General features: G+C 69.7%; 22 protein-coding genes. 3 read left to right on the top strand and 19 right to left on the bottom strand.

The window, feature by feature from the left end; translation table 11 throughout:
* Positions 1 to 21: 21 nt before the first annotated feature.
* Positions 22 to 363 carry a protocatechuate 4,5-dioxygenase subunit alpha gene (locus tag EV671_RS13885; protein ID WP_132572479.1) on the bottom strand — a complete coding sequence of 114 codons (342 nt, stop codon included), beginning with the start codon at positions 361 to 363 and terminating at the stop codon, positions 22 to 24.
* Positions 364 to 467: 104 nt separating this feature from the next.
* Here EV671_RS13885 and EV671_RS13880 point away from each other — a divergent pair, with 104 nt between their 5' ends.
* Complete coding sequence (locus tag EV671_RS13880; protein WP_132572476.1) at positions 468 to 1,379, top strand: LysR family transcriptional regulator; 912 nt, start codon at positions 468 to 470, stop codon at positions 1,377 to 1,379.
* Here the strand turns inward: EV671_RS13880 and EV671_RS13875 are convergent, their stop codons facing one another.
* The 9 genes from EV671_RS13875 to EV671_RS13835 are packed head-to-tail and all read right to left on the bottom strand — an operon-like array spanning position 1,380 to position 9,466.
* Complete coding sequence (locus tag EV671_RS13875; RefSeq protein ID WP_132572473.1) at positions 1,380 to 2,372, bottom strand: aldo/keto reductase; 993 nt, start codon at positions 2,370 to 2,372, stop codon at positions 1,380 to 1,382.
* A 2-nt stretch (positions 2,373 to 2,374) separates the two neighbouring features.
* Positions 2,375 to 3,334 carry a Gfo/Idh/MocA family oxidoreductase gene (locus EV671_RS13870; RefSeq protein ID WP_132572470.1) on the bottom strand — a complete coding sequence of 320 codons (960 nt, stop codon included), beginning with the start codon at positions 3,332 to 3,334 and terminating at the stop codon, positions 2,375 to 2,377.
* Between the two features lie 49 nt (positions 3,335 to 3,383).
* On the bottom strand, positions 3,384 to 4,256 hold the full coding sequence (locus tag EV671_RS13865; protein WP_132572467.1) for a class III extradiol dioxygenase subunit beta: 873 nt from the start codon (positions 4,254 to 4,256) through the stop codon (positions 3,384 to 3,386).
* Between the two features lie 2 nt (positions 4,257 to 4,258).
* The gene (gene ligA, locus EV671_RS13860) at positions 4,259 to 4,693 is read right to left on the bottom strand and encodes a protocatechuate 4,5-dioxygenase subunit alpha (protein ID WP_132572464.1); all 435 of its coding nucleotides are present in this window, start codon (positions 4,691 to 4,693) and stop codon (positions 4,259 to 4,261) included.
* Positions 4,694 to 4,696: 3 nt separating this feature from the next.
* Positions 4,697 to 5,611 (bottom strand): amidohydrolase family protein, encoded by a 915-nt coding sequence (locus tag EV671_RS13855; RefSeq protein WP_132572461.1) that lies wholly within the window; start codon positions 5,609 to 5,611, stop codon positions 4,697 to 4,699.
* A 7-nt stretch (positions 5,612 to 5,618) separates the two neighbouring features.
* On the bottom strand, positions 5,619 to 6,302 hold the full coding sequence (gene ligK, locus EV671_RS13850; RefSeq protein WP_132572458.1) for a 4-carboxy-4-hydroxy-2-oxoadipate aldolase/oxaloacetate decarboxylase: 684 nt from the start codon (positions 6,300 to 6,302) through the stop codon (positions 5,619 to 5,621).
* Position 6,303: 1 nt separating this feature from the next.
* Positions 6,304 to 7,332: an amidohydrolase family protein gene (locus EV671_RS13845; protein ID WP_132572455.1), complete on the bottom strand. Its 1,029-nt coding sequence runs from the start codon at positions 7,330 to 7,332 to the stop codon at positions 6,304 to 6,306.
* Between the two features lie 21 nt (positions 7,333 to 7,353).
* The gene (locus EV671_RS13840) at positions 7,354 to 8,733 is read right to left on the bottom strand and encodes an MFS transporter (RefSeq protein WP_132572452.1); all 1,380 of its coding nucleotides are present in this window, start codon (positions 8,731 to 8,733) and stop codon (positions 7,354 to 7,356) included.
* Positions 8,734 to 8,764: 31 nt separating this feature from the next.
* Positions 8,765 to 9,466 (bottom strand): substrate-binding domain-containing protein, encoded by a 702-nt coding sequence (locus tag EV671_RS13835; protein WP_132572449.1) that lies wholly within the window; start codon positions 9,464 to 9,466, stop codon positions 8,765 to 8,767.
* A gap of 95 nt (positions 9,467 to 9,561) precedes the next feature.
* Between EV671_RS13835 and EV671_RS13830 the strand changes: the two genes are divergently transcribed.
* Positions 9,562 to 10,455 (top strand): LysR family transcriptional regulator, encoded by an 894-nt coding sequence (locus tag EV671_RS13830; RefSeq protein ID WP_132572446.1) that lies wholly within the window; start codon positions 9,562 to 9,564, stop codon positions 10,453 to 10,455.
* A 4-nt stretch (positions 10,456 to 10,459) separates the two neighbouring features.
* On the opposite strand, the gene pobA is transcribed toward EV671_RS13830, so the two are convergent.
* A complete protein-coding gene (pobA, locus tag EV671_RS13825; protein WP_132572688.1) occupies positions 10,460 to 11,632 on the bottom strand; it encodes a 4-hydroxybenzoate 3-monooxygenase in 1,173 nt (390 codons plus the stop codon).
* Between the two features lie 104 nt (positions 11,633 to 11,736).
* Here pobA and EV671_RS13820 point away from each other — a divergent pair, with 104 nt between their 5' ends.
* Positions 11,737 to 12,636, top strand: coding sequence for a helix-turn-helix domain-containing protein (locus tag EV671_RS13820; RefSeq protein WP_132572442.1), 900 nt, complete (start codon positions 11,737 to 11,739; stop codon positions 12,634 to 12,636).
* Positions 12,637 to 12,712: 76 nt separating this feature from the next.
* Here the strand turns inward: EV671_RS13820 and pcaF are convergent, their stop codons facing one another.
* From pcaF to EV671_RS13780, 8 genes are all read right to left on the bottom strand, one after another.
* The gene (gene pcaF / locus EV671_RS13815) at positions 12,713 to 13,915 is read right to left on the bottom strand and encodes a 3-oxoadipyl-CoA thiolase (RefSeq protein ID WP_132572440.1); all 1,203 of its coding nucleotides are present in this window, start codon (positions 13,913 to 13,915) and stop codon (positions 12,713 to 12,715) included.
* Positions 13,912 to 14,337: a MaoC family dehydratase gene (locus EV671_RS13810; RefSeq protein WP_132572437.1), complete on the bottom strand. Its 426-nt coding sequence runs from the start codon at positions 14,335 to 14,337 to the stop codon at positions 13,912 to 13,914. Before EV671_RS13810 ends, pcaF begins: the two co-directional genes overlap by 4 nt.
* Entirely contained in the window at positions 14,334 to 15,107 is a 774-nt protein-coding gene (locus EV671_RS13805) for an enoyl-CoA hydratase/isomerase family protein (protein WP_132572434.1), read from the bottom strand. The genes EV671_RS13810 and EV671_RS13805 overlap by 4 nt, the downstream gene beginning before the upstream one ends.
* Positions 15,104 to 16,579 (bottom strand): 3-hydroxyacyl-CoA dehydrogenase, encoded by a 1,476-nt coding sequence (locus tag EV671_RS13800; RefSeq protein ID WP_132572431.1) that lies wholly within the window; start codon positions 16,577 to 16,579, stop codon positions 15,104 to 15,106. Before EV671_RS13800 ends, EV671_RS13805 begins: the two co-directional genes overlap by 4 nt.
* Positions 16,580 to 16,609: 30 nt before the next feature.
* Positions 16,610 to 17,872 (bottom strand): benzoyl-CoA 2,3-epoxidase subunit BoxA, encoded by a 1,263-nt coding sequence (gene boxA / locus EV671_RS13795; protein WP_132572428.1) that lies wholly within the window; start codon positions 17,870 to 17,872, stop codon positions 16,610 to 16,612.
* Positions 17,873 to 17,926: 54 nt separating this feature from the next.
* A complete protein-coding gene (boxB, locus tag EV671_RS13790) occupies positions 17,927 to 19,354 on the bottom strand; it encodes a benzoyl-CoA 2,3-epoxidase subunit BoxB (protein WP_132572425.1) in 1,428 nt (475 codons plus the stop codon).
* Between the two features lie 11 nt (positions 19,355 to 19,365).
* Positions 19,366 to 21,045 (bottom strand): 2,3-epoxybenzoyl-CoA dihydrolase, encoded by a 1,680-nt coding sequence (boxC, locus tag EV671_RS13785; protein WP_207911158.1) that lies wholly within the window; start codon positions 21,043 to 21,045, stop codon positions 19,366 to 19,368.
* Positions 21,046 to 21,158: 113 nt separating this feature from the next.
* Positions 21,159 to 22,103 carry a helix-turn-helix transcriptional regulator gene (locus EV671_RS13780; protein ID WP_132572422.1) on the bottom strand — a complete coding sequence of 315 codons (945 nt, stop codon included), beginning with the start codon at positions 22,101 to 22,103 and terminating at the stop codon, positions 21,159 to 21,161.
* Positions 22,104 to 22,132: the final 29 nt, after the last annotated feature.

Genomic DNA, 22,132 nt, shown 5'->3' with positions numbered 1-22,132 from the left:
TCCGGTGAAGAGAGGAAGGGCTCAGCGCGCGTAGGCGTCGAGCCTGGCCTGGAACTCGGCCTTGGTCAGGCCGGTCTGCTGGGCGCCTATGTCCTGCATGTCCAGGCCGAAGATGCCGGCGAACTTGGCGAGGTAGTAGGCGTTGCCGCCAGCCGCGATCAGCTGCAGCACGTTTCGCGAGCGGATGGCCTCGCGCTGCTGGGCCGTCAGGCCGTAGCGGGCGCAGTAGGCGTCCTCGTCCTGCACGAAGGCGGCGCGGTTGGCGGCCTCGTTGAAGGAGAAGCACATCTTGTTGAGGGCATAGCCCTTGCGGGCCTGTCGGCCGTCGAAGAGCGTGGTGCCGGGAATGGCGGGGCTGCACATGGGGGTCTCCGGTCGTTCGGGTGCGATGGCTCTGACCTGGATCAGAGGGCCCCAGTGTGCGGACGCGGACACTCCCGATCAACGCCGCCCCACTCATCAGACTCATGAGCGATTTCGATCATTTGGACCTCGACGGGCATCTGCTGCGGCTGCTGCTCGCCGTGCACGAGGAGGGCTCGATCACCGGCGCCGCGCAGCGCCTCGGGGTTTCGCAATCGGCGGTCAGCCACTTGCTCGAGAAGCTGCGCCGCGTCGTGGGCGATCCGCTGTTCGTCAAGTCCGGCCGCGGCATCGTGGCGACGGCGCGGGCCGATGCGCTCGTGGTGCGTGCGCGGCTGCTGCTGGAGGAACTGCGCACCTTCGGCAGCCCGGCGGGCTTCGAGCCTGCAGGCCTGCAGATGGAACTGAGCATCGCCGCCAACGACCTGCAGCGCGACCTGCTGCTGCCGCCGCTGCTGCGCCGGCTGCGCGCGCAGGCGCCAGGGGTGTCGCTGCGCGTCATCGCCTCGGGCGTGCCCGAGCCGGCCCTGCTGCGCGACGGTCATTGCCAGCTGCTGCTGACGCCCCGCCCACCCGATGCCAGCGACCTCGTGCACAAGCGCATCTTCGAAGACCGCTATGCCGTCTTCCACGACCCGGTGTACGGCCAGCCGCCGGCCGATCTGGCCGCCTATCTCGCGGCCGAGCACGTGACCGTGCTCTACGAGCAACCGCGCCGGCCGCTGGACCTGGACCAATGGCTGGCGGCGCAAGGCCACCGCCGCCGCTTCGCCGCCCAGGTGCCCAGCTTCGCGGCGGTGGCCGCCTTCGTCAGCGGCGGGCCCTGGCTGGCGACGCTGCCGAGCTGGCTGGGGGCGCACACGCTGCGCGGCCTGGCCAGCGCGCCGCCGCCGCTGGCCTGCCCGACGCTGCCGATGTATGCCGTCTGGCATCTGCGCCACCAGACCGACCCGCTGCACCAGTGGCTGCGCCGCGAGCTGGAGGCGGTCGTGCCGCCGGCGCTGCGCGCAGGCTGATCAGTTGGCGAACTCTTCGGTGTCGATCTCGGCCTGGGTGGCTGAGTTGTAGCGAGGGCCGCTGACGGTGTGGCGGTTGATCAGCGCGTCCAGCCGCGACAAGGTGCCGGCATCGAGCGTGAGTTGCGGCGCGGCCAGCCATTCGTGCAGATGGGCGAGCCGCGTCGTGCCGGGGATGGGGATGATGTCCTCGCCCTGGTGCAGCAGCCAGGCCAGGGCCAGCGCGGCCGGCGCGCAGTGCATCGCGCGGGCCTCGGCCTCGAAACCATCCAGCAGCTTCAGGTTGGCCGCGTAGTTGTCGGGCGCGAAGCGCGGCATTGCACGGCGGATGTCCTTGGGCTCGAGCGTGGCTACGTCGCGCAGCCGGCCGCCCAGGAAGCCGCGCGCCAGCGGGCTGAAGGCGACGAAGGCCACGCCCAGCTCGCGGCAGGCCTGCAGCACGGCGATCTCGGGGTTGCGCGTCCACAGCGAATACTCGGTCTGCAGCGCGGCGATGGGGTGTACCGCATGCGCGCGCCGCAGGGTCGCGGCCGACACCTCGGACAGGCCCAGCGCCCGCACCTTGCCAGCCCGCACCAGCTCGGCCATCGCGCCGACGCTGTCCTCCACCGGCACCCGGGCGTCCAGCCGGTGCAGGTAGAGCAGGTCGATGACGTCGGTGCGCAGCCGCTTCAGGCTGGCCTCGCAGCTGGCGCGCAGGGTTTCGGGCCGGCCGTCGATGACGCGCTGGCCGTCGACGCCGTGCATGCCGCATTTGCTGGCCAGCACGATGCGCTCGCGGTGCATGGCCAGCAGCTCGCCGACGAGTTCCTCGTTGGCGCCGAAACCATAGAGCGCCGCGGTGTCGAAGAGCGTGATGCCAGCGTCCAAGGCCCCGTTCAGCACCGCCGCCGCATCCTTGCGGGCCGGCGGCGTGCCGTAGGCATGGCTGAGGTTCATACAGCCCAGGCCCAGGGCCGAGACCTCGAAGGGGCCGATGCGACGCGTCTGCATGCTCAGCCGTTCTTGAGTTGCTGCTCCAACTGGTGCAGCACCTGGTAGCAGGGCAGCACCTGGGCCACGCTGGCATTGGGCTCGCGGCCCTCGCGGATGGCGGCGAAGAATTCGCGGTCCTGCAGCTCGATGCCGTTCATCGACACGTCCACCTGGTTGACGTCGATCTTCTCCTCCTTGCCGTTGAAGAGGTCGTCGTAGCGGGCGATATAGGTGCCGCTGTCGCCGATGTAGCGGAAGAAGGTGCCCAGCGGGCCGTCGTTGTTGAAGGACAGGCTCAGCGTGCAGATGGCGCCGTTGGCGGCCTTGAGCTGGATGCTCATGTCCATCGCGATGCCGAGCTGAGGATGGATGGGGCCCTGCAGCGCATGGGCCTGCACGATGGGACTTTGGGCCTGCCAGGCGAACAGGTCCACCGTATGGGCCGCGTGGTGCCACAGCAGGTGGTCGGTCCAGCTGCGCGGCTGGCCCAGCGCGTTCATGTTGCTGCGGCGGAAGAAATAGGTCTGCACGTCCATCTGCTGGACATTGAGTTCGCCGGCTGCGATTTTCCTGTGCACCCACTGGTGGCTGGGGTTGAAGCGCCGCGTGTGGCCGCACATGGCCACCTTGCCGCTGCGGGCCGCCAGCTCGACGACCTCTTCACCGTCCTGCAGCACATCGCACAGCGGGATCTCCACCTGCACATGCTTGCCGGCCTTCAGACAGGCCAGCGTCTGGCTGGCGTGCATCTGCGTCGGCGTGCAGAGGATGACGGCGTCCACCTCAGGCCTTGCCAGGCTGTCGGCCAGCTCGGTGGTGACATGCCCGATGCCGTACTTGCTGGCGACCTCCTGGGTCTTGTCCAGGTCGCGGCTGATCAGCGAGACGACTTCGACGTCGGCGATGTTCCGGATGCCGTCCAGATGCTTGATGCCAAAGGCACCGGCGCCGGCCAGGGCGACCTTGATCTTGCTGCTCATTGCGTGTTCCTAAAGTGTTGGGGCAGAGCTACTCGCTTCGCTCGGACGGTCAGTCCCGCAAGTTCTCGAGAATGAGGTGGCCCACGGCCGTGTTGGACGCCGGCACATGGTAGAAGCGGTGCTTGACCACCGGTTTGGGGCCGCCGGCCACATCGGCCATCGCGCCACGCGCGATCAGCCACATGACCAGCTCGATGCCCTCGCTGCCGGCTTCGCGAACGTAGTCGATGTGCGGAACCTGGCTGCAGGCGACGGGGTCGGCGATGAGCTGGTCCAGCCAGGCGTTGTCCCACTCGCGGTTGATGAGGCCGGCGCGCGGGCCCTGCAGCTGGTGGCTCATGCCGCCGGTGCCCCAGATCTGCACGTTAAGGTCCTCGTCGAAGCTCTCGACCGCGCGGCGGATGGCCTGGCCGAGCTGGAAGCAGCGCCGGCCCGAAGGCGCGGGGTATTGCACGACGTTGACCGCGAAGGGGATGACCTTGAAGGGCCAGGCACCCTGCTTGGGGTCTTGCTGGCCGCACATCAGCGACAGCGGCACGGTCAGGCCGTGGTCCACGTCCATCTTGTTGACGAGGGTGAGGTCGAAGTCGTCCTGGATGACGCTCTGCGCGATGTGGGCGGCCAGCTCGGGGTGGCCCAGCACCTCGGGCACCGGTCGGGCGCCATAGCCTTCGTCGGCGGGTGCGTAGCGGGCCGCCGTGCCCAGCGCGAAGGTCGGGATCAGGTCCAGGCTGAAAGCGGTGGCGTGGTCGTTGTAGACGAGGAAGACGACGTCGGGCTTCTGCTCGGCCAGCCAGTGCTTGGAATAGTCGTAGCCGCGGAACAGCGGCTGCCAGTAGTCGTCGCCGGCCTTGCCCTGGTCCAGCGCTGCGCCGATGGCCGGCACATGCGAGGTGTAGACGGATGCGGTGATGCGTGCCACGGTCAGGAGCCCTTCTTCTTGCCCTGAGGCTGATGCTGAGGCTGGGCGTCGCCGTCCTCGCCGATGCGGCGGTTGCCCTCGATGGAGCGGCCGCCGCCGACCATCATGTCTCGGTATTCGGCCTCGGTCATGCCCGTCATGCTGCCGGCCATCTGCTGGAAGCTCCTGCCGTCGGTCGCGCCGATCTTGGCCAGGAAATAGATGTTGCCGCCCAGGCGGATGCATTCGTTCAGGTCGCGCGCCCGCACGGCCGCCTTCTGAGCCTCGGTCATGGGCCACTCGTCCAGGTAGGTGCCCTCGTCGGCCTTGAATCGGGCGCGGTTGTCGGCCTTCATCAGCGACATGCAGAACTGGTTCAGCCAGTAGCCCTTGCGGGACTGCTCGGCGTCGAAGATGGTGGTGCCGGGGATGTCCTTGTACGGTTTATCGAGTGGCATGAGTCAAACCTCTTCAGGCCAGTACAGGCGCATCGGGTTGTCCACCAGCAGTTTGCGTTGCAGCTCGGCGGTGGACGCGATGTGCGGGATGAAGTCCACCAGCAGGCCGTCGTCGGGCATGTGGTCCTTCAGGTTGGGGTGGGGCCAGTCGGTGCCCCAGAGCACGCGGTCGGGGAAGGCCTCGACGACGCGGCGCGCGAAGGGCACGACATCGCGGTAGGCCGCCTGCTCGCCGTCGAGCGCGCGCGGGCCTGTGAGCGACAGCCGCTCGGGGCAGCTGACCTTGCTCCAGACATTGGGGTGCTCGCGCATGAACTTCAGGAAGAGCTCGAACTCGGGGCCGTCGACGGGCTTGCTGACGTCGGGCCGGCCCATGTGGTCGACGACGACGGTCGTGGGCAGGGCGGTGAAGAAGTCCCACAGCTCGGGCAGGTCCACCGCCTCGAAGTAGATGACGACATGCCAGCCCAGTTTCGCGATGCGGCCGGCGATCTCCATCAGCTCGTCCTTGGGCGTGAAATCCACCAGGCGCTTGACGAAGTTGAAGCGCACGCCGCGCACGCCGGCCGCGTGCAGCTGCTGCAGCTCGTCGTCGCCGATGCTGCGCTTCACGGTGGCCACGCCACGCGCCCGGCCGGAAGAGGCCAGGCAGGCATCGACCATCGCGCGGTTGTCGGCGCCGTGGCAGGTGGCCTGCACGATGACGTTGCGGGCGAAGCCGAGCTGGTCGCGCAGCGCGAACAGCTGGGACTTGCTCGCGTCGCAGGGCGTGTACTTGCGCTCGGGTGCGAAGGGGAACTCGGCGCCGGGGCCGAACACATGGCAGTGGGCGTCGACGCTGCCGGCCGGCAGCTTGAAGCGGGGTTGGCTGGGGCCGGCGTACCAGTCCAGCCAGCCGGGGGTCTTGGTGAATTCCACGTCAGCCTCAGTCGATGTAGCGCAGGCCCGCTGCTGCCAGCGGTTCGCGCATCTTGTACATGTCCAGGCCGAGCACGCCGCTGGCGAGCCTGGCGCGCTTCTCGCCCTCGAAGCTCTCGCGCTTGCGGGCGGCGGCCAGGGTCTCGGCGGCGCGCGCGGCGGGCACGCAGACCACGCCGTCGTCGTCGGCGACGATGACGTCGCCCGGCGTGACCCACATGCCGGCGCAGACTACCGGCACGTTGACCGAGCCCAGCGTCGCCTTGATGGTGCCCTTGCTGCTGATGGCCTTGCTCCAGACCGGGAAGCCCATCTCCTGCAGCGTCTTCACGTCGCGCACGCCGGCGTCGATGACGAGGGCGCGTGCACCGCGGGCCTGGAAGGAGGTGGCGAGCAGGTCGCCGAAATAGCCGTCGCTGCATTCGCTGGTGACGGCGGCCACGACGATGTCGCCCGGCTGGATCTGCTCCGCGGCGACATGCATCATCCAGTTGTCGCCCGGCTGCAGCAGCACGGTGACGGCCGTGCCGCTGACCTGCTGGCCCGCGTAGATGGGGCGCATATAGGGCTTGAGCAGGCCGACGCGGCCCATGGCCTCGTGCACGGTGGCCGAGCCGAGGGCGGCGAGGCCGTCGGCCGCCTCGCGGTCGGCACGACGGATGTTGCGATAGACCACACCGAGTTCGTACATCTCAGAGCCCCTTGGCTTTCAGTTGCGCGTCCAGGCGCGGGTAGACACGGCGCGCGTTGCCTTCATAGATCGCGTGCTTCTCGTCGGCCGTCAGCTGCGTGCTGGCCTCGATGTAGCGCTTGGTGTCGTCGTAGTTGAAGCCGGTCTCGGGGTCGATGCCGCGCACCGCGCCGATCATCTCGCTGGCGAACAGGATGTTCTTCACCGGGATCACTTTGGTCAGCACGTCGATGCCGGGCTGGTGGTAGACGCAGGTGTCGAAGAAGACGTTGTTCAGCAGGTGCTCGCTCAGCAGCGGCTTCTTCAGCTCCTGCGCCAGGCCGCGGTAGCGGCCCCAGTGGTAGGGCGCGGCGCCGCCGCCATGCGGGATGACGAACTTCAGCTCGGGGAAGTCCTTGAACAGATCGCCCTGCAGCAACTGCATGAAGGCCGTCGTGTCGGCGTTGATGTAGTGGGCGCCGGTGGTGTGGAAGCAGGCATTGCAGCTCGTCGACACGTGCACCATGGCCGGGATGTCGTACTCCACCATCTTTTCGTAGATGGGGTACCAGTGGCGGTCGGTCAGCGGCGGGCTGGTCCAGTGGCCGCCCGACGGATCGGGGTTCAGGTTGATGGCCACGTTGCCGTACTGCTCCACGCACTTCACGAGTTCGGGGATGCAGGTCTCGGGCGCGACGCCGGGGCTCTGCGGCAGCATGGCCGCGGGGATGAAGTGGTCGGGGAAGAGCTGGCTGACGCGGTAGCAGAGCTCGTTGCAGATCGCGGCCCAGGTGGCGCTGACCTCGAAGTCGCCGATGTGGTGGGCCATGAAGCTGGCGCGCGGGCTGAAGAGGGTCAGGTCCGAGCCGCGCTGCTTCATCAGCCTGAGCTGGTTGCTTTCGATGGTCTCGCGCAGCTCGTCGTCGCTGATCTTCAGGTCGGCGACGCGCGGCTTGGCCGACGGATCCTTGATGCCGGCGATCTGCTGGTTGCGCCAGGCTTCCAGCGCCTTCGGGGCGGTGGTGTAGTGGCCGTGGATGTCGATGATCATGGGAGCAGCTCCGGGAGGATTTCAGTGGGCCGGCACGCCGCGGGCCTCGCTGCGGTCGGTGAACCTGTCGGCATCGCGCTTGATCCACAGTGCGGCGGCCGCGATCAGGCCGGGGATGGCGACGACCGCGAACACGGTGGCGATGCCGGCATGCATCGCGCTCAGCTGGGCGACGAGGAAAGAGCCGGCAATGCCGCCGAAGCGGCCGATGCCCAGCATCCAGGCCACGCCGGTAGCGCGGCCGTTGGTGGGGTAGAAGGACGCGGCCAGGGCCGGCAGCGAGGACTGGGCCGTGTTCATCAACGCGCCGGCCACGAAGACACCGACGACGAGACCGCCCACCTGGCCGACCAACTGGCCGATGGACCAGACGGCCACGGCGGTCAGCGCGAAGCCGATGGCCAGCAGCCGGTTGGGTTCGATGCGGTCCATCAGCCAGCCGAAGGCCACGGCGCCGACGCCGCCGAGAGGGAAGAGGGCGGCGATCAGCGTCGCCGTCTTGGGCTCGATGCCGGCCTCCTTGAACAGCAGGGGCATCCAGTTGATCAGCGCATAGAAGATGACCAGGCCCATGAAATAGGCCAGCCACAGCATCAGCGTGCCGAGGCGGTAGGGCCGCGCCAGCACCTGAGCCAGGCCGCCGCGCTCGTTGGTGACGACGCGGGTCTCGCTGAGCGTGAAGCGGTCGACGTCGTTCACGCGCGGGCCGGCGATGCGCGCCAGCGCGGCGCGGATGCGCTCGACGGGCTGGTGCCGCGTGACCATGAAGCGCACCGACTCCGGCAGCAGGGCCAGCAGGGCCACGGTCAGCAGCAGGGGCACCGCGCCGCCGAGCTGCAGCACGCTCTGCCAGCCCCACTGCGGAATCATCCAGGCGGCCAGGAAGCCGCCGAAGGCCGCGCCGAGCGGGAAGCCGCAGAACATCAGATTGGTCAGCGTCGAGCGGCGCGCGCTGGGGCAGTACTCGCTCATCAGCGTCACCGCATTGGGCATGGCCGCGCCCAGGCCCAGTCCGGTGATGAAGCGCAGCGTGCTGAGCTGGGACAGGTCGGTGGCGAAGGACGAGGCCAGCGATGCCAGGCCGAAGACCAGCACGGCTGCGGTCAGCACACGCTTGCGGCCCAGGCGGTCGGCCACCGGGCCGGCGCACAGCGCGCCCGCCGCCAGGCCGAACAGGGCCGCGCTCAGCACCGGGCCGAGCATGGGCTTGGTGACGCCCCAGTCCTTGATCAGCGAGGGCGCGATGTAGCCGATGGCGGCGGTGTCGAAGCCGTCCAGCAGCACGACGAAGAAGCACAGTGCGAAGACCACCCACTGCCAGGCGGACAGCGGATGGTCGTCGATGAGGCGTTGCACATCCATGGCGCGCGTGCCGGGTGAGGCGGTCTGTCGGGCTTGCATGTCTCTTGTCTCCTGTCGTTGTCTGTCGTGGTCAGCGCGAGGCTTGAACGGCGTGCATGCCGTGCCGGCGCTTGAGGGCGTCCGCCGCGGGGCCGGCCATGAAGTCCAGCAGCGCCTGGGCGGCGTCTGGCTGGGCGGCATTGGCCGTGACCGCGCCGCTGAAGCGGCTGACGATGTCCACCTCGGGCGGCATGCCGCTCAGCAGCGTGATGCCGTCCAGCCCCTGCAGCTCGCTGAGCTGCTGGAAGCCCAGCTCGACCTCGCCGCTGGCCACCAGGCTGCCCACCGGCACGCCGGGGCGGGCCTGCACGAGGCGCTCCTTCAGCGTGTCGGCCAGGCCCCAGCGCTCGAAGAGCTGCATCAGCGCCGTGCCGCTGGGGCCGGTCGAGTAGCCGATGGCGCGCGCCTGCAGCACGGCGGCGCGCAGCGCCGCCTCGGTGGCCACGTCGGGCCGAGCGGCGCCGGCGCGCACGGCGATGGCGACGCTGGAGTCGGCGATGGGGCGGATGCTGCCGGGCTTCAGGCGGCCCGCGGCGTCCAGTCTGGCGATGGCGTCGGCGGCCAGCACGACGAGGTCGAAGGCCTCGCCCTCCTGCACGCGCCGCGCCGCGTCCACGCCGCCGACGGACTCGATGCGCGTGGCCGGCGCACCGCCGCCCGCATGGGCCTCGGCCAGCGCCGTCAGCAGATGGCGGGTGGCCATGGACGAGATCAGGGTGAGGGCGGTGCTCATGGGGCGCGATTCTTCTCAGTGCAGCCCTGTCGCGCTAGGTCTGGCTGGCGCTATCTGCTATAGCGATTCGGCATGGCCTCTGACAAGATGACGGCATGACGCTGAACCAGATCGAGTACTTCATCCAGGTGGCCGAGCACGGCAGCTTCAGCAAGGCGGCGCTGGTGCTGGGCGTGGCCCAGCCGGCGCTGAGCCGGCAGGTGCGGGCGCTGGAGACGGAGCTGCACGAGACCCTGTTCCTGCGCAACGGCCGCGGCGTGGAGCTGACCGAGGCCGGGCGCCGGTTGCTGGAGCATGGCCAGGGCATCCTGCACCTGGTGGCCCAGGCGCGCGACGACCTCTCCGCCCACCGCAACGAGCCGGTCGGCCAGATCGTCGTCGCCATGCCGCCGACGCAGGCGCGGCTGCTGACCCTGCCGCTGATCGAGGCCTTCCGGGCCAGCTGCCCGCGCGCCCGCCTCGTCGTCATGGAGGGCTTCTCCACCCATCTCACCGAGTGGCTGGTGTCGGGGCGGGCCGACCTGGCCCTGGTCTACAACCCCGAGCCGCTGGCGGCGCTGGAGATCCTGCCGCTGCGCGAAGAGCGCCTGGTGCTGCTGAGCCCGGCCGGTGCCGCGCCACCGGGGCCGCTGACGCTGGCCGGGCTGTCGCGCTATCCCCTGGTTATGCCGCAGCGCGGCCAGGTGTTCCGCAAGCGCATGGAGGACGCCGCCGCGATGGCCGGTGTGCAGCTGCGCGTCGACTGGGAGGTGTCGAGCGTGCCGGCCATCCTGGACCTGGTGGCCGCCGGCCTCGGCCACGCGGCGTTGGGGGAGGACGCGCTGCGCGCCTTCGAGCATCCGGAGCGCCTGGCCGTCACGCCCTTCGCGGATGCCCGGGTGCACACGACGCTCTGCCTGGTGACGCCGGCGCTGAAGCGCTCCACGCCGCTGACGCAGCGCACCGCGGCGCTGCTGATGAAGCTGGTGCGCGAGCCGCGGCCGCGCTGAGCGCCTACCAGGGCAGGCCGACGTAGTTCTCGGCCATCGTGGCCTTGGCGCTGTCGGAGCTGACGAGGTAGTCCAGTTCGGAGCGGTGCAGCTTGGCGTCGATCGCCGGCTCGTTACTGAGGTTGTGCATCAGCGTGGTGAACCACCACGAGAAGCGCTCGGCCTTCCAGATGCGCGACAGGCAGCGCGCCGAGTAGTGCTCGATGCCGGCCTCGCTGCGCTCGCGGTAGTGCTCGCTCAGGGCCTGCCACAGGTAGTAGACATCGGAGGCCGCGAGGTTCAGCCCCTTGGCGCCGGTGGGCGGCACGATATGGGCCGCGTCGCCGGCCAGGAAGAGGCGGCCGAAGCGCATGGGCTCGGCGACGAAGCTGCGCAGCGGCGCGATGCTTTTCTCCAGCGAGGGGCCGGTGACGAGGGCGGCTGCGGCCCTGGCGTCGACGCGCAGGCGCAGCTCGTCCCAGAAGCGCTCGTCGCTCCAGTCGCCGACCTGCTCGGTCAGTGGCACCTGCAGGTAGTAGCGGCTGCGCGTGTGCGAACGCATGCTGCACAGCGTGAAGCCCCGCTCGTGGCGGCCGTAGATCAGCTCGTGCGACACCGGCGGCGTGTCGCTGAGCAGGCCCAGCCAGCCGAAGGGGTAGACCTTCTCGTAGCTCTGGATGGCATCGGCCGGCACGCTGGCGCGGCTGACGCCGTGATAGCCGTCGCAGCCGGCAATGAAGTCGCAGTGGATCTCGAGGCGCTCGCCATCCACCGTGCAGCGCGCGCCGGGCCGGTCGCCGTCGAAGCCGAACAGCTCCACGTCGGCGGCCGAGTACAGCGTCTGCTGGCCGGACGCGGCGCGTGCATCCATCAGGTCGTGCGTGACCTCGGTCTGGCCATAGACGGTGACCGTCTTGCCGCCGGTCAGCTGCTTCAGGTCGATGCGGTGGCGCTGGCCGTCGAACATCAGCTCGAAGCCGTCGTGCACCAGGCCTTCGGCGTGCATGCGCACGCCCACGCCGGCCTCGTCCAGCAGGTCCACGCAGGTCTGCTCCAGCACGCCGGCGCGGATGCGGCCCAGCACATAGTCGCCGGTCTGGCGCTCGAGGATCAGGTTGGCCACGCCGGCCTTGTGCAGCAGCTGGCCCAGCAGCAGCCCCGAGGGGCCCGCGCCGACGATCAGCACCTGGGTGCGCAATGTCTTCATGTCTCGCTCCATGTCGTTCGATGGCGTCGAGCTTAGGTCTGCAAGGGCCGGAGGCCAATGGCTGTGCAGAACAATGAATTGCACAATTCGAACCTATGAAGAAAAGCCGGCCGCCTTCCTCGCCACCCCTGTTCGAGCTTTATGGCGAATTGGGAAAGGATGCGGCGCTGGACGGCCTGCATCTGGAGTCCATCGCCGACCGCAGCCGATTGCACAATTGGGAAATCAAGCCGCACCGGCATGCATCGCTGGTGCAACTGCTGCTCATCGAGTCCGGCACGGCGCGGGTGCAGATCGACGGCCAGCCGCTGGTGCTGCAGGGGCCGGCCGTCGTCTGGGTGCCCATGCTGGTGGTGCATGGCTTCGAGTTCGCGCCGGACACGGTGGGCCATGTCGTCACGCTGGACCAGGCGCGGCTGCGCCACCTGCCGGGGGCGTCGCCCGCGTTATGGGGGGCCTTGTCGGCCCCCCGCGCAGCGGCGCTGGAGAGGGGCTCGCCGCAGGGCCAGGCCCTGCCCGCCATCGCTCAGGCCCTGCAGCATGACTATGCGGGCACGGCGGCCTGGCGCGCCCAGGTGCTGGACGGTGCCGTGCTGATGGCCGCGGCCCTGGTGGCCCGGCTGCCGCCGCTGCTGGCCCAGGCCGAGGCGCCGCCCGAGCTGGAGCCCGCCGGGCGGGTCATCCAGCATCTGGCGCGCTACCGCGAGCAGGTCGAGCGCCACTTCCGCAGCCACCCCAACCTGGACCAGCTGGCGGCGCCGCTGGGCATCACGACGACGCAGCTGAACCGCCTGTGCCGACAGCATCTGCGCTGCTCGGCGCTGGACGTGCTGCACCAGCGCCTGCTGCTGGAGGCCAAGCGCGAGCTGGGCTATACGACGCTGCAGGTGCGCCAGATCTCCGACGGCCTCGGCTTCGCGGACCCGGCTTATTTCACGCGCTTCTTCCAGCGCCTGACGGGGCAGTCGCCGAGCCGCTGGCGGGAGCAGCGGTAGATCGAAGCCAATCCGTGGGCAGCGCGGTGAGCGGCATGCCGGCAGCGCGCTCTCGCACTCGACTCGTGTTGCCGAGCTATACCCGTTCCAGCAGCAGCGCGATGCCCTGGCCGACGCCGATGCACATCGTGCACAGCGCATAGCGCCCCTGCATGCGGTGCAGCTGGTTCACCGCGGTGGTGACCAGGCGGGCGCCGCTCGCGCCCAGCGGGTGGCCGAGGGCGATGGCGCCGCCGTTGGGGTTCACGCGCGGGTCGTCGTCCCTCAGCCCCAGCCCACGCAGCACGGCCAGGCCCTGGGCGGCGAAGGCTTCGTTCAGCTCGATGACGTCCAGCTCGTCGAGGCGGATGCCGAGCCGGGCCAGCAGCTTGAGGCTGGCGGGCAGAGGCCCCATGCCCATGATGCGCGGCTCGACGCCGCACGTCGCCATGCCCAGCACCCGCGCCCGCGGCGTCAGCCCGCTGGCGAGGGCGGCCGGCTCACTGGCCAGCAGCAGGGCGCAGGCGCCGTCGTTCACGCCGCTGGAATTGCCCGCCGTCACCGAGCCCTCGGAGCGCACCACGCCCTTCAGCCGGGCCAGCGCCTCGAGGCTGGTCGCGCGCGGATGCTCGTCCCTGGCCACGAGCAGCGGGTCGCCCTTTTTCTGCGGGACGCTGACGCCGACGATCTCGGCGTCGAAGACGCCCGCCTGCTGCGCGGCCAGGGCCTTGGCCTGGCTGGCGAGGGCCATGCGGTCCTGGGCCTCGCGCTCAATGCCGAAGCGGGCCGCGACGTTCTCGGCGGTCTCGGGCATGGAGTCGACGCCGTGGGCGGCCTGCATCAGCGGGTTCACGAAGCGCCAGCCTATCGTCGTGTCCTCGACCCTGGCGTTGCGACTGAAGGCGCTGTCCGCCTTGCCCATGACGAAGGGGGCGCGGCTCATGCTCTCGACGCCGCCGGCCAGCATGATCTCGGTTTCGCCCGCACGGATCGCCCGCGCCGCCGTGCCCACGGCGTCCAGGCCGGAGCCGCAGAGCCGGTTCAGCGTGCTGCCGGGCAGGGTGACGGGCAGCTCAGCGAGCAGCGAGCTCATGCGGGCGACATTGCGGTTGTCCTCGCCGGCCTGGTTGGCGCAGCCCAGGATGACGTCGCCGACGCGCTCCCAGTCCAGCCGTGGGTGGCGCGCCGCCAGTGCCCGCAGCGGCACGGCGCCGAGATCGTCGGCGCGGACGCCGGACAGGGCGCCGCCGTAGCGGCCGAAGGGGGTGCGAAGGGCGTCGCAGACGTAGACGTCGGTCATGGCTTGAAGAGGCTGGTGGCGTCGAGGTCGAGCACCTCCTGGCCGTGCTGGTTGTGGAGCTGCCAGCGCCAGCGGACGATGCCGAGGCCGCGGCTGGAGCGCCGTGCTTCGATGACGCTGGCCGTCAGCCGCAGCTGGTCGCCGGGGCGCACGGGGTGCGGCCATCGGAGGCTGGCGAGGCCGGGTGAGGCATAGCTTTCCGAGCCCTGCAGCGGGCCATCGGCAATCAGGCGCATCGCGATGCAGCAGGTGTGCCAGCCGCTGGCGATCAGCCCCTCGAAGGGGCCGTTCGCGGCGGCGACGGGATCGGTATGGAACCACTGCGGGTCCCACTGCCGGGCGAAGGCCAGGATGTCCGCCTCGCCGACCGCGTACGGGCCGGCCGTGATGACCTGGCCGGCCTGGAATTCGGCGAACTTCACGGCGCGAAGCGCGGTGCGCGCTTGTCCTGCAGCGCCTGCAGGCCTTCGCGCGCGTCGGCGCCCGCGAAGCCGAGGATCTCCAGTGCCAGCGAATGCTCGAAGCTCGGCCAGGCCGCTCGCAGCCAGTGGTTCAGGCTGCGCTTCGTGAAGGCGATGGCTGTGCGGCTGCCGCCGGCCAGTTGTCCGGCGACTTCCCGGGCGCGGGCCAGCAGCTCGTCGGCCGGCACGCAAAGGCTGACGAGGCCGATGCGCTCGGCCTCGGCGCCGCTCAGCGGGGCGCAGGTCAGCAGGTGGTACTTGGCCTTGGCCATGCCGCACAGCAGCGGCCAGATGACGGCGGCGTGGTCGCCGGCCGCCACGCCGAGCTTGGTGTGGCCGTCGATGATCTTCGCGTTCTCGGCGGCGATGGAGACATCCGCCAGCAGGGCCAGAGCGGCACCGGCGCCAACGGCCGCGCCGTTGATCGCCGAGACGATGGGCAGGTCGCAATCCATCATGCCCTGCACCAGCTCGCGGGCCTCGCGCATCACGCGTAGGCGCGCAGCCTCGCTGGCCAGCATCTCCTCGACCAGCGCGATCTGGCCACCGGCGCTGAAGCCCTTGCCTTCGCTGCGGACCAGGATGCAGCGCGCCTCAGGGTCGGCCGCGAGCCGGCCCCAGATCCTGCCGAGCTCGGCGTGCTCGTCGCGGTCACAGCTGGGCAATGTGCCCTCCGGGCCCAGCACCAGCTCGACCACGCCGTCAGCCCGGCGCTCGATGCGAAAACTCATGCTTGCCTCCTCAGTCCGGGGCTGACGCGGTAGCGCTCGCCCCGATAGTGGTTATCCAGCGACTCGACGAGGGCCACCACGCGTGCGGCGCCCATCCGGTCCAGCCATTCGAAGGGGCCCTGGGGGTAGTTGACGCCCAGGCGCATCGCCGCGTCGGCACCCGCTGGCGAGCAGACGCCCTGCTGCACGGCGTCCGCCGCTTCGTTGACCAGCATGGCCAGCGTGCGCGCGACGACCAGGCCCGGTGCGTCCTCGACGGCGATGGGCTGGAAGCCGAGCAGATGCAGCCAGCCGGCGGCCCGCTGCCGCCAGGCCGGGTCGCCCGCCGTCGCGAAGGCCAGCGCGCCGGGCGGGCCGAGGACCTCGTCGAAGACGGCCACGTCGCCGGCACCGGCCGTGCGCTGCAGCTCCCGGGCCGTGCGGCCGTCGGTGCGCACGAGGCGGGCGCCGCCGACCTCCAGGCCGGTCCAGGCGCTGTCCGGGCGGTGCACGACGCTGCAGCCGCGGGCCTTCAGCGTGGCCAAGAACTGCGCGGCCAGCGGGTCGCTGCCATGGATGGTCACGGGCTTGGCCGGGTCCGGCGCGCTCATCTCGGCCGCGGTCGGCGCCGGGGCGCCCTCCGGGTAGCGGTAGAAGCCGCGGCCGCTCTTGCGCCCGAGCAGGCCACCGTCGACAAGCTCGCGCTGCACCAGCGAGGGCGTGAAGCGGCGGTCGAAGAAGTTGGCCTCGAACACCGAGGTCGTGACCGAGAAATTGGTGTCGTGCCCGATCAGGTCCATCAGCTCGCAGGGCCCCATGCGGAAGCCCGCCGCGCGCAGGCAGGCGTCCAGGGCCTCGGGGGCGGCGGCGCGCTCCTGCAGCAGCATCAGGGCCTCGGCGTAGTAGGGCCGGGCGATGCGGTTGACGATGAAGCCGGGCGTGCTCAGCGCCGTCACCGGCGTCTTGCCCCAGGCCACGGCCATCTCGGTCACGCGCCGGACGACCTCGTCGGACGTCTGCAGGCCACGCACGACCTCCACGAGGCGCATCAGCGGCACCGGGTTGAAGAAATGCATGCCCACCACGCGCTCAGGGCGGCGCAGGCCGGCGGCGATCTTGGTGATGCTGATCGAGGAGGTGTTGGACGCGAGGATGGCGTCGTCGCCCAGCAGGCCCTCCAGCTCCGCCAGCAGGCCGCGCTTGGCCTCCAGCTTCTCCACGATGGCTTCGATCGCGAGGCCGGCGCAGGCGGCGTCGCGCAGCTGCGCGACCGGCGTCAGCAGGCCGAGGGTGGCATCGGCGGCCGCGCGGCTGCGCCGGCCTTTCGCCACAAGTTGGTCCAGCTGCGCGGCGAGGGTGTCGCGCGCCTGGGCTGCAGCGCCCTCGCGGGCATCGAAGAGGAAGACGCGGTGCCCGGCCTCGGCCGCGACCTGCGCGATGCCGATGCCCATGACGCCCGCGCCGATGACCAGCACATCGTCCAGGGTTTTCATTGGGAATGCGGGCGGCGGGCGCCCGTGCGTTCAGTAGGTTTCGAGCTGCAGGCGGCCTTCGCGCTTCAGCGCAGCGCCGAGCTGCCCCCAGTCGAGGCCGGCCTGGCGGGCCACTTCGCGCAGGGCCAGCACGACGCCTTCCTCCATCGCCTTCAGGCCGCAGACATAGAAGTGCGCGTTCGGGTCGGCCAGCAGGGCCGCAAGGTCGGCGCTGCGTTCACGCATCGCGTCCTGCACGTATTTGCGCGGCTGGCCCGGCGTGCGCGAGAAGGCGAAGTTGATGTCGATGAAGTCACGCGGCAGGTTCTGCAGCGGGCCGAAGTAGGGCAGCTCCTGCTGCGTGCGGGCGCCGAAGAACAGCATCAGCTTCCCGCCCTCGAACTTGCCGCTGGCGCGCAGCCGGCGGCGCCATTCCGTCATCGCACGCATGGGCGCGGAGCCGGTGCCCGTGCAGATCATGACGATGTGGCTGCCGGGATGGTTGGGCATCAGGAAGCTGCTGCCGAAGGGGCCGATGACCTGAACCGTGTCGCCGACCTTGAGGTCGCACATGTAGTTGCTCGCGACGCCGCGGACCGGCCTGCCGTCGTGATCCTGCAGCACCCGCTTGATCGTCAGCGACAGGTTGTTGTAGCCCTTGCGCTCGCCGTTGCGCGGGCTGGCGATGGAGTACTGGCGGGCGTGGTGGGCGCGGCCCTTGTCGTCGGCGCCAGGCGGCAGGATGCCGATGCTCTGGCCCTCCAGCACCGGGAAGGGCATGGCGCCGAAGTCCAGGACGATGTGGTGGGTGTCGTAGTCGGTGCCGACCTCGGTGACGCGCACATTGCCGGCCACGGTGGCAGTCACATACCTCTCGGCCGCTTTCGGGCCGTAGAGGTTGGTGTAGGCATGGGCGGCGCTCCACGGCGGCTGCGTGGCGCCATAGGCGGCGCTGTTGAACGCGGCGTCGAGGTCGGCGCGTGCCGGCAGTTGCGGGGCCAGCGGCTCCTCCACCGGCGCGCCGCTGCCCAGCTGTTCGGCCGGCAGCTCCGCCGGCAGTTCGTCCCAGCCCAGCTGCGCCTCGACGCTGTAGGCCAGCGCCTTCGGCACGGTGCGCCAGTTGTCGATGGAGCCGGTGGGGCAGGGCGGCACGCAGGCCATGCAGAAGTTGCACTTCTGCGCATCGACGACGTAGTTGCGGCTGTCGTGCGTGATGGCGCCGACCGGGCAGGTCGCTTCGCAGGTGTTGCAGCGGATGCAGATCTCGGGGTCGATCAGATGCTGCTTGATGACGATCACGTCGGAGGCGTCCATGTCGGTATCTCCTATGCACCGGGGCCTTCGCGAGGCTCCGGTGTCCAGGGTGGGTCAGGCGAAACGAACGTACTCGAAATCCACGGGCTGGCGGTTGATGCCCATGACCGGCGGCGCGATCCAGTTCGCGAACTGGCCCGGTGCGACGACGCGGCCCATCAGGCTGGCCACGAACTGGCGATCACCGGCCGTGGGCAGCCACTCGGGCGAGCGCGCCGACCATTCGGCCTCGCTGATGACCTGGCCATCGGGAGAGATCTTGGCGCCCGACAGCGAGCCGATGTTGCGGTGGAAGGCCTTGTGCGGCACCTTGAGCCGGAACGGGATGCCGGCCTTCTCGATGACCTTGTTCCAGCGCTCGACGCCGGCGATGCTGTCCTTGATGTAGTCGTCGCGCAGCACCTCGTTCAGCGCGTTGAGCATCGGCACCTGCTTCTCGACCAGGCGGCCGTTCTCGACGTGCAGCACCGGGTAGGTCTGGCCCTTCAGCACATGGTCGTCCATGCGCTTGCCCTCCTCGAAGCGGCCCTTGAGGCCGGTGGAGTAAAAGGTGGCGGCGTTGCTGGACTCGTCGGCGCCGAACAGGTCGATGGTGACGCTGAAGTGGAAGTTCAGGTAGCGCTGGATGGTCGGCAGGTCGATGACGCCGGCCTCGCGCAGCTTCTTCGGGTCGTCGGTCTTGAGCTCGTTCATCATCTGGCAGGTGCGCTGGATGACGCGGCTGACGCCGGATTCGCCGACGAACATGTGGTGGGCTTCTTCCGTCAGCATGAACTTGGTCGTGCGGGCCAGCGGGTCGAAGCTGCTCTCGGCCAACGCGCAGAGCTGGAACTTGCCGTCGCGGTCGGTGAAGTAGGTGAACATGAAGAAGCTCAGCCAGTCCGGCGTCGGCTCGTTGAAGGCCTGCAGGATGCGCGGGTTGTTCTCCTGGCCGCTGCGCCGCTCCAGCAGCGCCTCGCCTTCCTCACGGCCGTCGCGGCCGAAGTATTTGTGCAGCAGATAGACCATGGCCCACAGGTGGCGGCCTTCCTCGACGTTGACCTGGAACAGGTTGCGCAGGTCGTACTGGCTCGGGCAGGTCAGGCCCAGGTGGCGCTGCTGCTCGACCGAGGCGGGCTCGGTGTCGCCCTGCGTGACGATGATGCGGCGCAGGTTGGCGCGGTATTCGCCGGGCACGTCTGCCCAAGCCGCCTCGCCCTTGTGATCGCCGAAGTGGATCTTGCGGTCGGCCTCGCCCGGGTTCAGGAAGATGCCCCAGCGGTAGTCGGGCATCTTGACGTGGCCGAAGGTGGCCCAGCCCTGCGGGTCGACGCTGGTGGCGGTACGCAGGTAGACGTCGAAGTTCTGCGAGCCGTCCGGGCCCATGTCGTCCCACCAGGACAGGAAGTTGGGCTGCCAGCCTTCGAGCGCGCGCTGCAGCGTGCGGTCATCGTTCAGGTTGACGTTGTTGGGGATCTTCTGGCTGTAGTCGATGCTGCTCATGTGTGTGCTCCTCAAACCCGGTTGAAGTCAAAAACGGCCTTGTCGCCCTTGCCGAAAACCTTCAGCGCACCCTTCTCGCCGACGGCGTTGGGGCGCTGGAAGATCCAGTTCTGCCATGCGGTGAGCCGGCCGAAGACGCGGGTGACCATGTTTTCGGGGCCGTTGAAGCGCAGGTTGGCTTCCATGCCGGTCAGCGCGTCGGGGCTCATCGCGACGCGCTCCTCGATGGCGATGCGCGTCTCGTCGGCCCAGTCGATGTCGTCGGGGTTGCTGGTGACCAGGCCCAGCGCGAAGGCAGCGTCTGCGTCCAGCGGCTTGCCGGCCTGGGCCCGCACGGCGTCGAGCGCGGCCGCCTCGTCGTAGAAGCGGCGGCCCAGGCGGCTCTGGCCGGTCGCCATCGGGAACAGGCCGAAGTTGGCCTCGCCCACGGTGATCTTCGGCGCGCGGGCCGCGTCGTCGGGCAGGGCCAGGTGGTAGATGCGGTCGCAGGCCAGGGCGGTTTCCAGCAGCGAGCCGGCGAAGCAGGAGCCCGGCTCCACGAGCGCGAACAGGCTGCGCGAGGACACGTCCAGGCGGCTGAAGGTGCGGCGCAGATAGCCGATGGTTTCGCGCACCAGCCAGTGGTCCTGGTGGGCCAGCAGCACGGCGTCGCTGGCCAGCAGGCCTTCCGCATCGCCCTCGGTCTTGATCAGCCAGGTGCCGATGTCCAGCTCGTTGGTGCGCATGGACAGGATGGCGTCCTCGAGGTCGCGCGCCAACGCCAGCGGGTACCAGGCGGCGCCCTGGGCGACGATGCCGGCCACATCGGTCGGCACGGCGGCCTGCGGGCCACGGATCAGGAAGCTGGCGACGCGCTTGGCGCGGTCGATGTCGACGCGCACATGGGTGTAGGCCAGGGCGTCGGTCTCGACCGTGCGCTGCAGCGGCGGGAACGCGACGCCGGCTTCGCCGGCCGGGCGATTGCTGCCCTCGGCGAGTTCCAGCGCCCGCGCCTGCACCCTGGTGGCGAACTGGGCCGGCTTGGCGATGTCGTCGACCAGGCGCCAGTCCTTGGCGCGCTGGCCGCGCACGCCTTCGGTCGTCGTGCAGAAGATGTCGGCCAGATCGTGGCGGACCTTGCGCTTGTCGGTGACGCGGGTCAGTCCGCCGGTGCCGGGCAGCACGCCCAGCAGCGGCACCTCGGGCAGGCTGACGGCGCTGGAACGGTCGTCGACGAGCAGGATCTCGTCGCAGGCCAGCGCCAGCTCGTAGCCGCCGCCGGCGCAGGCGCCGTTCACGGCCGCCAGGAACTTCAGGCCGCTGTGCGCGCTGGAGTCCTCGATGCCGTTGCGGGTCTCGTTGGTGAACTTGCAGAAGTTCACCTTCCAGGCGTGGCTGGAGACGCCCAGCATGTAGATGTTGGCGCCCGAGCAGAAGATCTTGTCCTTGTTGCTCGTGACGACCACCGTGCGCACCTCGGGGTGCTCGAAGCGGACGCGCTGCAGCGCGTCGTTCAGCTCGATGTCGACGCCCAGGTCATAGCTGTTGAGCTTGAGCTTGTAGCCGGGGCGCAGGCCGCCGTTCTCGTCGAAGTCCGCCGCCAGACGGGCCACCGGGCCGTCGAACGTCAGCTTCCAGTGCCGGTACCGGCTCGGGTGGGTCTGGTAGTCCACTCGCGGCGCGATGGACTGGACGGGGGAAAGATCGCTCACGACACGCTCCTTGGATCGGCATCAAAGTGCAGCCATTGGCTGCGCGATGAAATGCAGTATCGTGCGTGTTTCCGTGAAGATCAAGCAGTAAAGTGCAATTTTCTTCCTGGCGATTACCCTGAGATCAATGCCTTCACGCGGGCGTGCAGCAGCTCGAAGGTTTCCGCCAGCGGCTGGGCGCTGGTGTCCACGTGCAGCTCGGCCTTGGCGTAGAAGGCGGTGCGGCCGGCCAGGATGGCCCTCAGGTCGTCCATCGCCTCCTTGCTGGCGGCCATGGGGCGCATGTCGCCCTGGGCGGCAACGCGCTGCATGTGGTCCTCGGCCTGTGCCTGCAGCCACACGGTCGTGCAATGGCCCAGCAGCACATTGAAGGTGGCGGGGTCGGACACGATCCCGCCCGGCGTGGCGATCACCGCCTCGGGATAGATCTGGATCGCCTCCTCGAGGGCGCGCCTTTCGTAGCGTCGGTAGGCGGCCTGGCCGTACAGGCCCTGGATCTCGCCGACGCTGCAGCCGGCGAACTTCTCGATCTCGCGGCTCAGCTCGACGAAGGGGAAGTCCAGCGCCTCCGCCAGCATGGCGCCCAGCGTGCTCTTGCCCGCGCCGCGCAGGCCGACCAGCGCGATGCGCAGGCTGCGCGGCTTGGGTTCGCTCGCCGCCGGGCCGCCGCCGCGTTCCAGCAGGTCGCCGATCGCGATGCGCACGCGCCGCAGCGTCGCCTCGTCCCGGCGCTCGAGCAGTTCGCGGATCAGCAGCCACTCGGGCGTCGACGTCGTGATGTCGCCGATCAGCTCGGCCATCGGGCACTGCAGCGCCTGTGCCACCTGCAGCAGGATCAGGATGGACGCGTTGCCGGTGCCGTATTCGAGATTGGCCAGATGCCGCTCGCTGACGTCGGCCAGGCTGGCCAGCGTCTTGCGGGTCACGCCGCGGCGTGAGCGCAGGGCCCGCACCCGCTCGCCCAGCTGGCTGAGGAAGGGATGCCTCTCGGGCGCGTCGGCGGCCTGCCCCTCTTCGCTAGGGGTCAACCCGTCAACATGCATTATTGTGCTTGACATGGTGATCTTGTGGTCTTAAATTGCCTACA

The sequence above is a fragment of the Roseateles saccharophilus genome, assembly GCF_004342485.1.
In the GTDB taxonomy this organism is placed as follows: Bacteria; Pseudomonadota; Gammaproteobacteria; order Burkholderiales; family Burkholderiaceae_C; genus Pelomonas; species Pelomonas saccharophila.
The sequence above is the reverse complement of the archived record's forward strand: the minus strand, read 5'-3'. Positions and strand labels throughout refer to the sequence as shown.

Bases quoted from the DNA above. Each gene is read 5' to 3' on its own strand.
- EV671_RS13885 (WP_132572479.1), bottom strand. From the start codon at position 363: ATGTGCAGCCCCGCCATTCCCGGCACCACGCTCTTCGACGGCCGACAG.
- EV671_RS13880 (WP_132572476.1), top strand. From the start codon at position 468: ATGAGCGATTTCGATCATTTGGACCTCGACGGGCATCTGCTGCGGCTG.
- EV671_RS13875 (WP_132572473.1), bottom strand. From the start codon at position 2,372: ATGCAGACGCGTCGCATCGGCCCCTTCGAGGTCTCGGCCCTGGGCCTG.
- EV671_RS13870 (WP_132572470.1), bottom strand. From the start codon at position 3,334: ATGAGCAGCAAGATCAAGGTCGCCCTGGCCGGCGCCGGTGCCTTTGGC.
- ligA (WP_132572464.1), bottom strand. From the start codon at position 4,693: ATGCCACTCGATAAACCGTACAAGGACATCCCCGGCACCACCATCTTC.
- ligK (WP_132572458.1), bottom strand. From the start codon at position 6,302: ATGTACGAACTCGGTGTGGTCTATCGCAACATCCGTCGTGCCGACCGC.
- EV671_RS13845 (WP_132572455.1), bottom strand. From the start codon at position 7,332: ATGATCATCGACATCCACGGCCACTACACCACCGCCCCGAAGGCGCTG.
- EV671_RS13840 (WP_132572452.1), bottom strand. From the start codon at position 8,733: ATGCAAGCCCGACAGACCGCCTCACCCGGCACGCGCGCCATGGATGTG.
- EV671_RS13835 (WP_132572449.1), bottom strand. From the start codon at position 9,466: ATGAGCACCGCCCTCACCCTGATCTCGTCCATGGCCACCCGCCATCTG.
- EV671_RS13830 (WP_132572446.1), top strand. From the start codon at position 9,562: ATGACGCTGAACCAGATCGAGTACTTCATCCAGGTGGCCGAGCACGGC.
- EV671_RS13820 (WP_132572442.1), top strand. From the start codon at position 11,737: ATGAAGAAAAGCCGGCCGCCTTCCTCGCCACCCCTGTTCGAGCTTTAT.
- pcaF (WP_132572440.1), bottom strand. From the start codon at position 13,915: ATGACCGACGTCTACGTCTGCGACGCCCTTCGCACCCCCTTCGGCCGC.
- EV671_RS13805 (WP_132572434.1), bottom strand. From the start codon at position 15,107: ATGAGTTTTCGCATCGAGCGCCGGGCTGACGGCGTGGTCGAGCTGGTG.
- EV671_RS13800 (WP_132572431.1), bottom strand. From the start codon at position 16,579: ATGAAAACCCTGGACGATGTGCTGGTCATCGGCGCGGGCGTCATGGGC.
- boxA (WP_132572428.1), bottom strand. From the start codon at position 17,872: ATGGACGCCTCCGACGTGATCGTCATCAAGCAGCATCTGATCGACCCC.
- boxB (WP_132572425.1), bottom strand. From the start codon at position 19,354: ATGAGCAGCATCGACTACAGCCAGAAGATCCCCAACAACGTCAACCTG.
- EV671_RS13780 (WP_132572422.1), bottom strand. From the start codon at position 22,103: ATGTCAAGCACAATAATGCATGTTGACGGGTTGACCCCTAGCGAAGAG.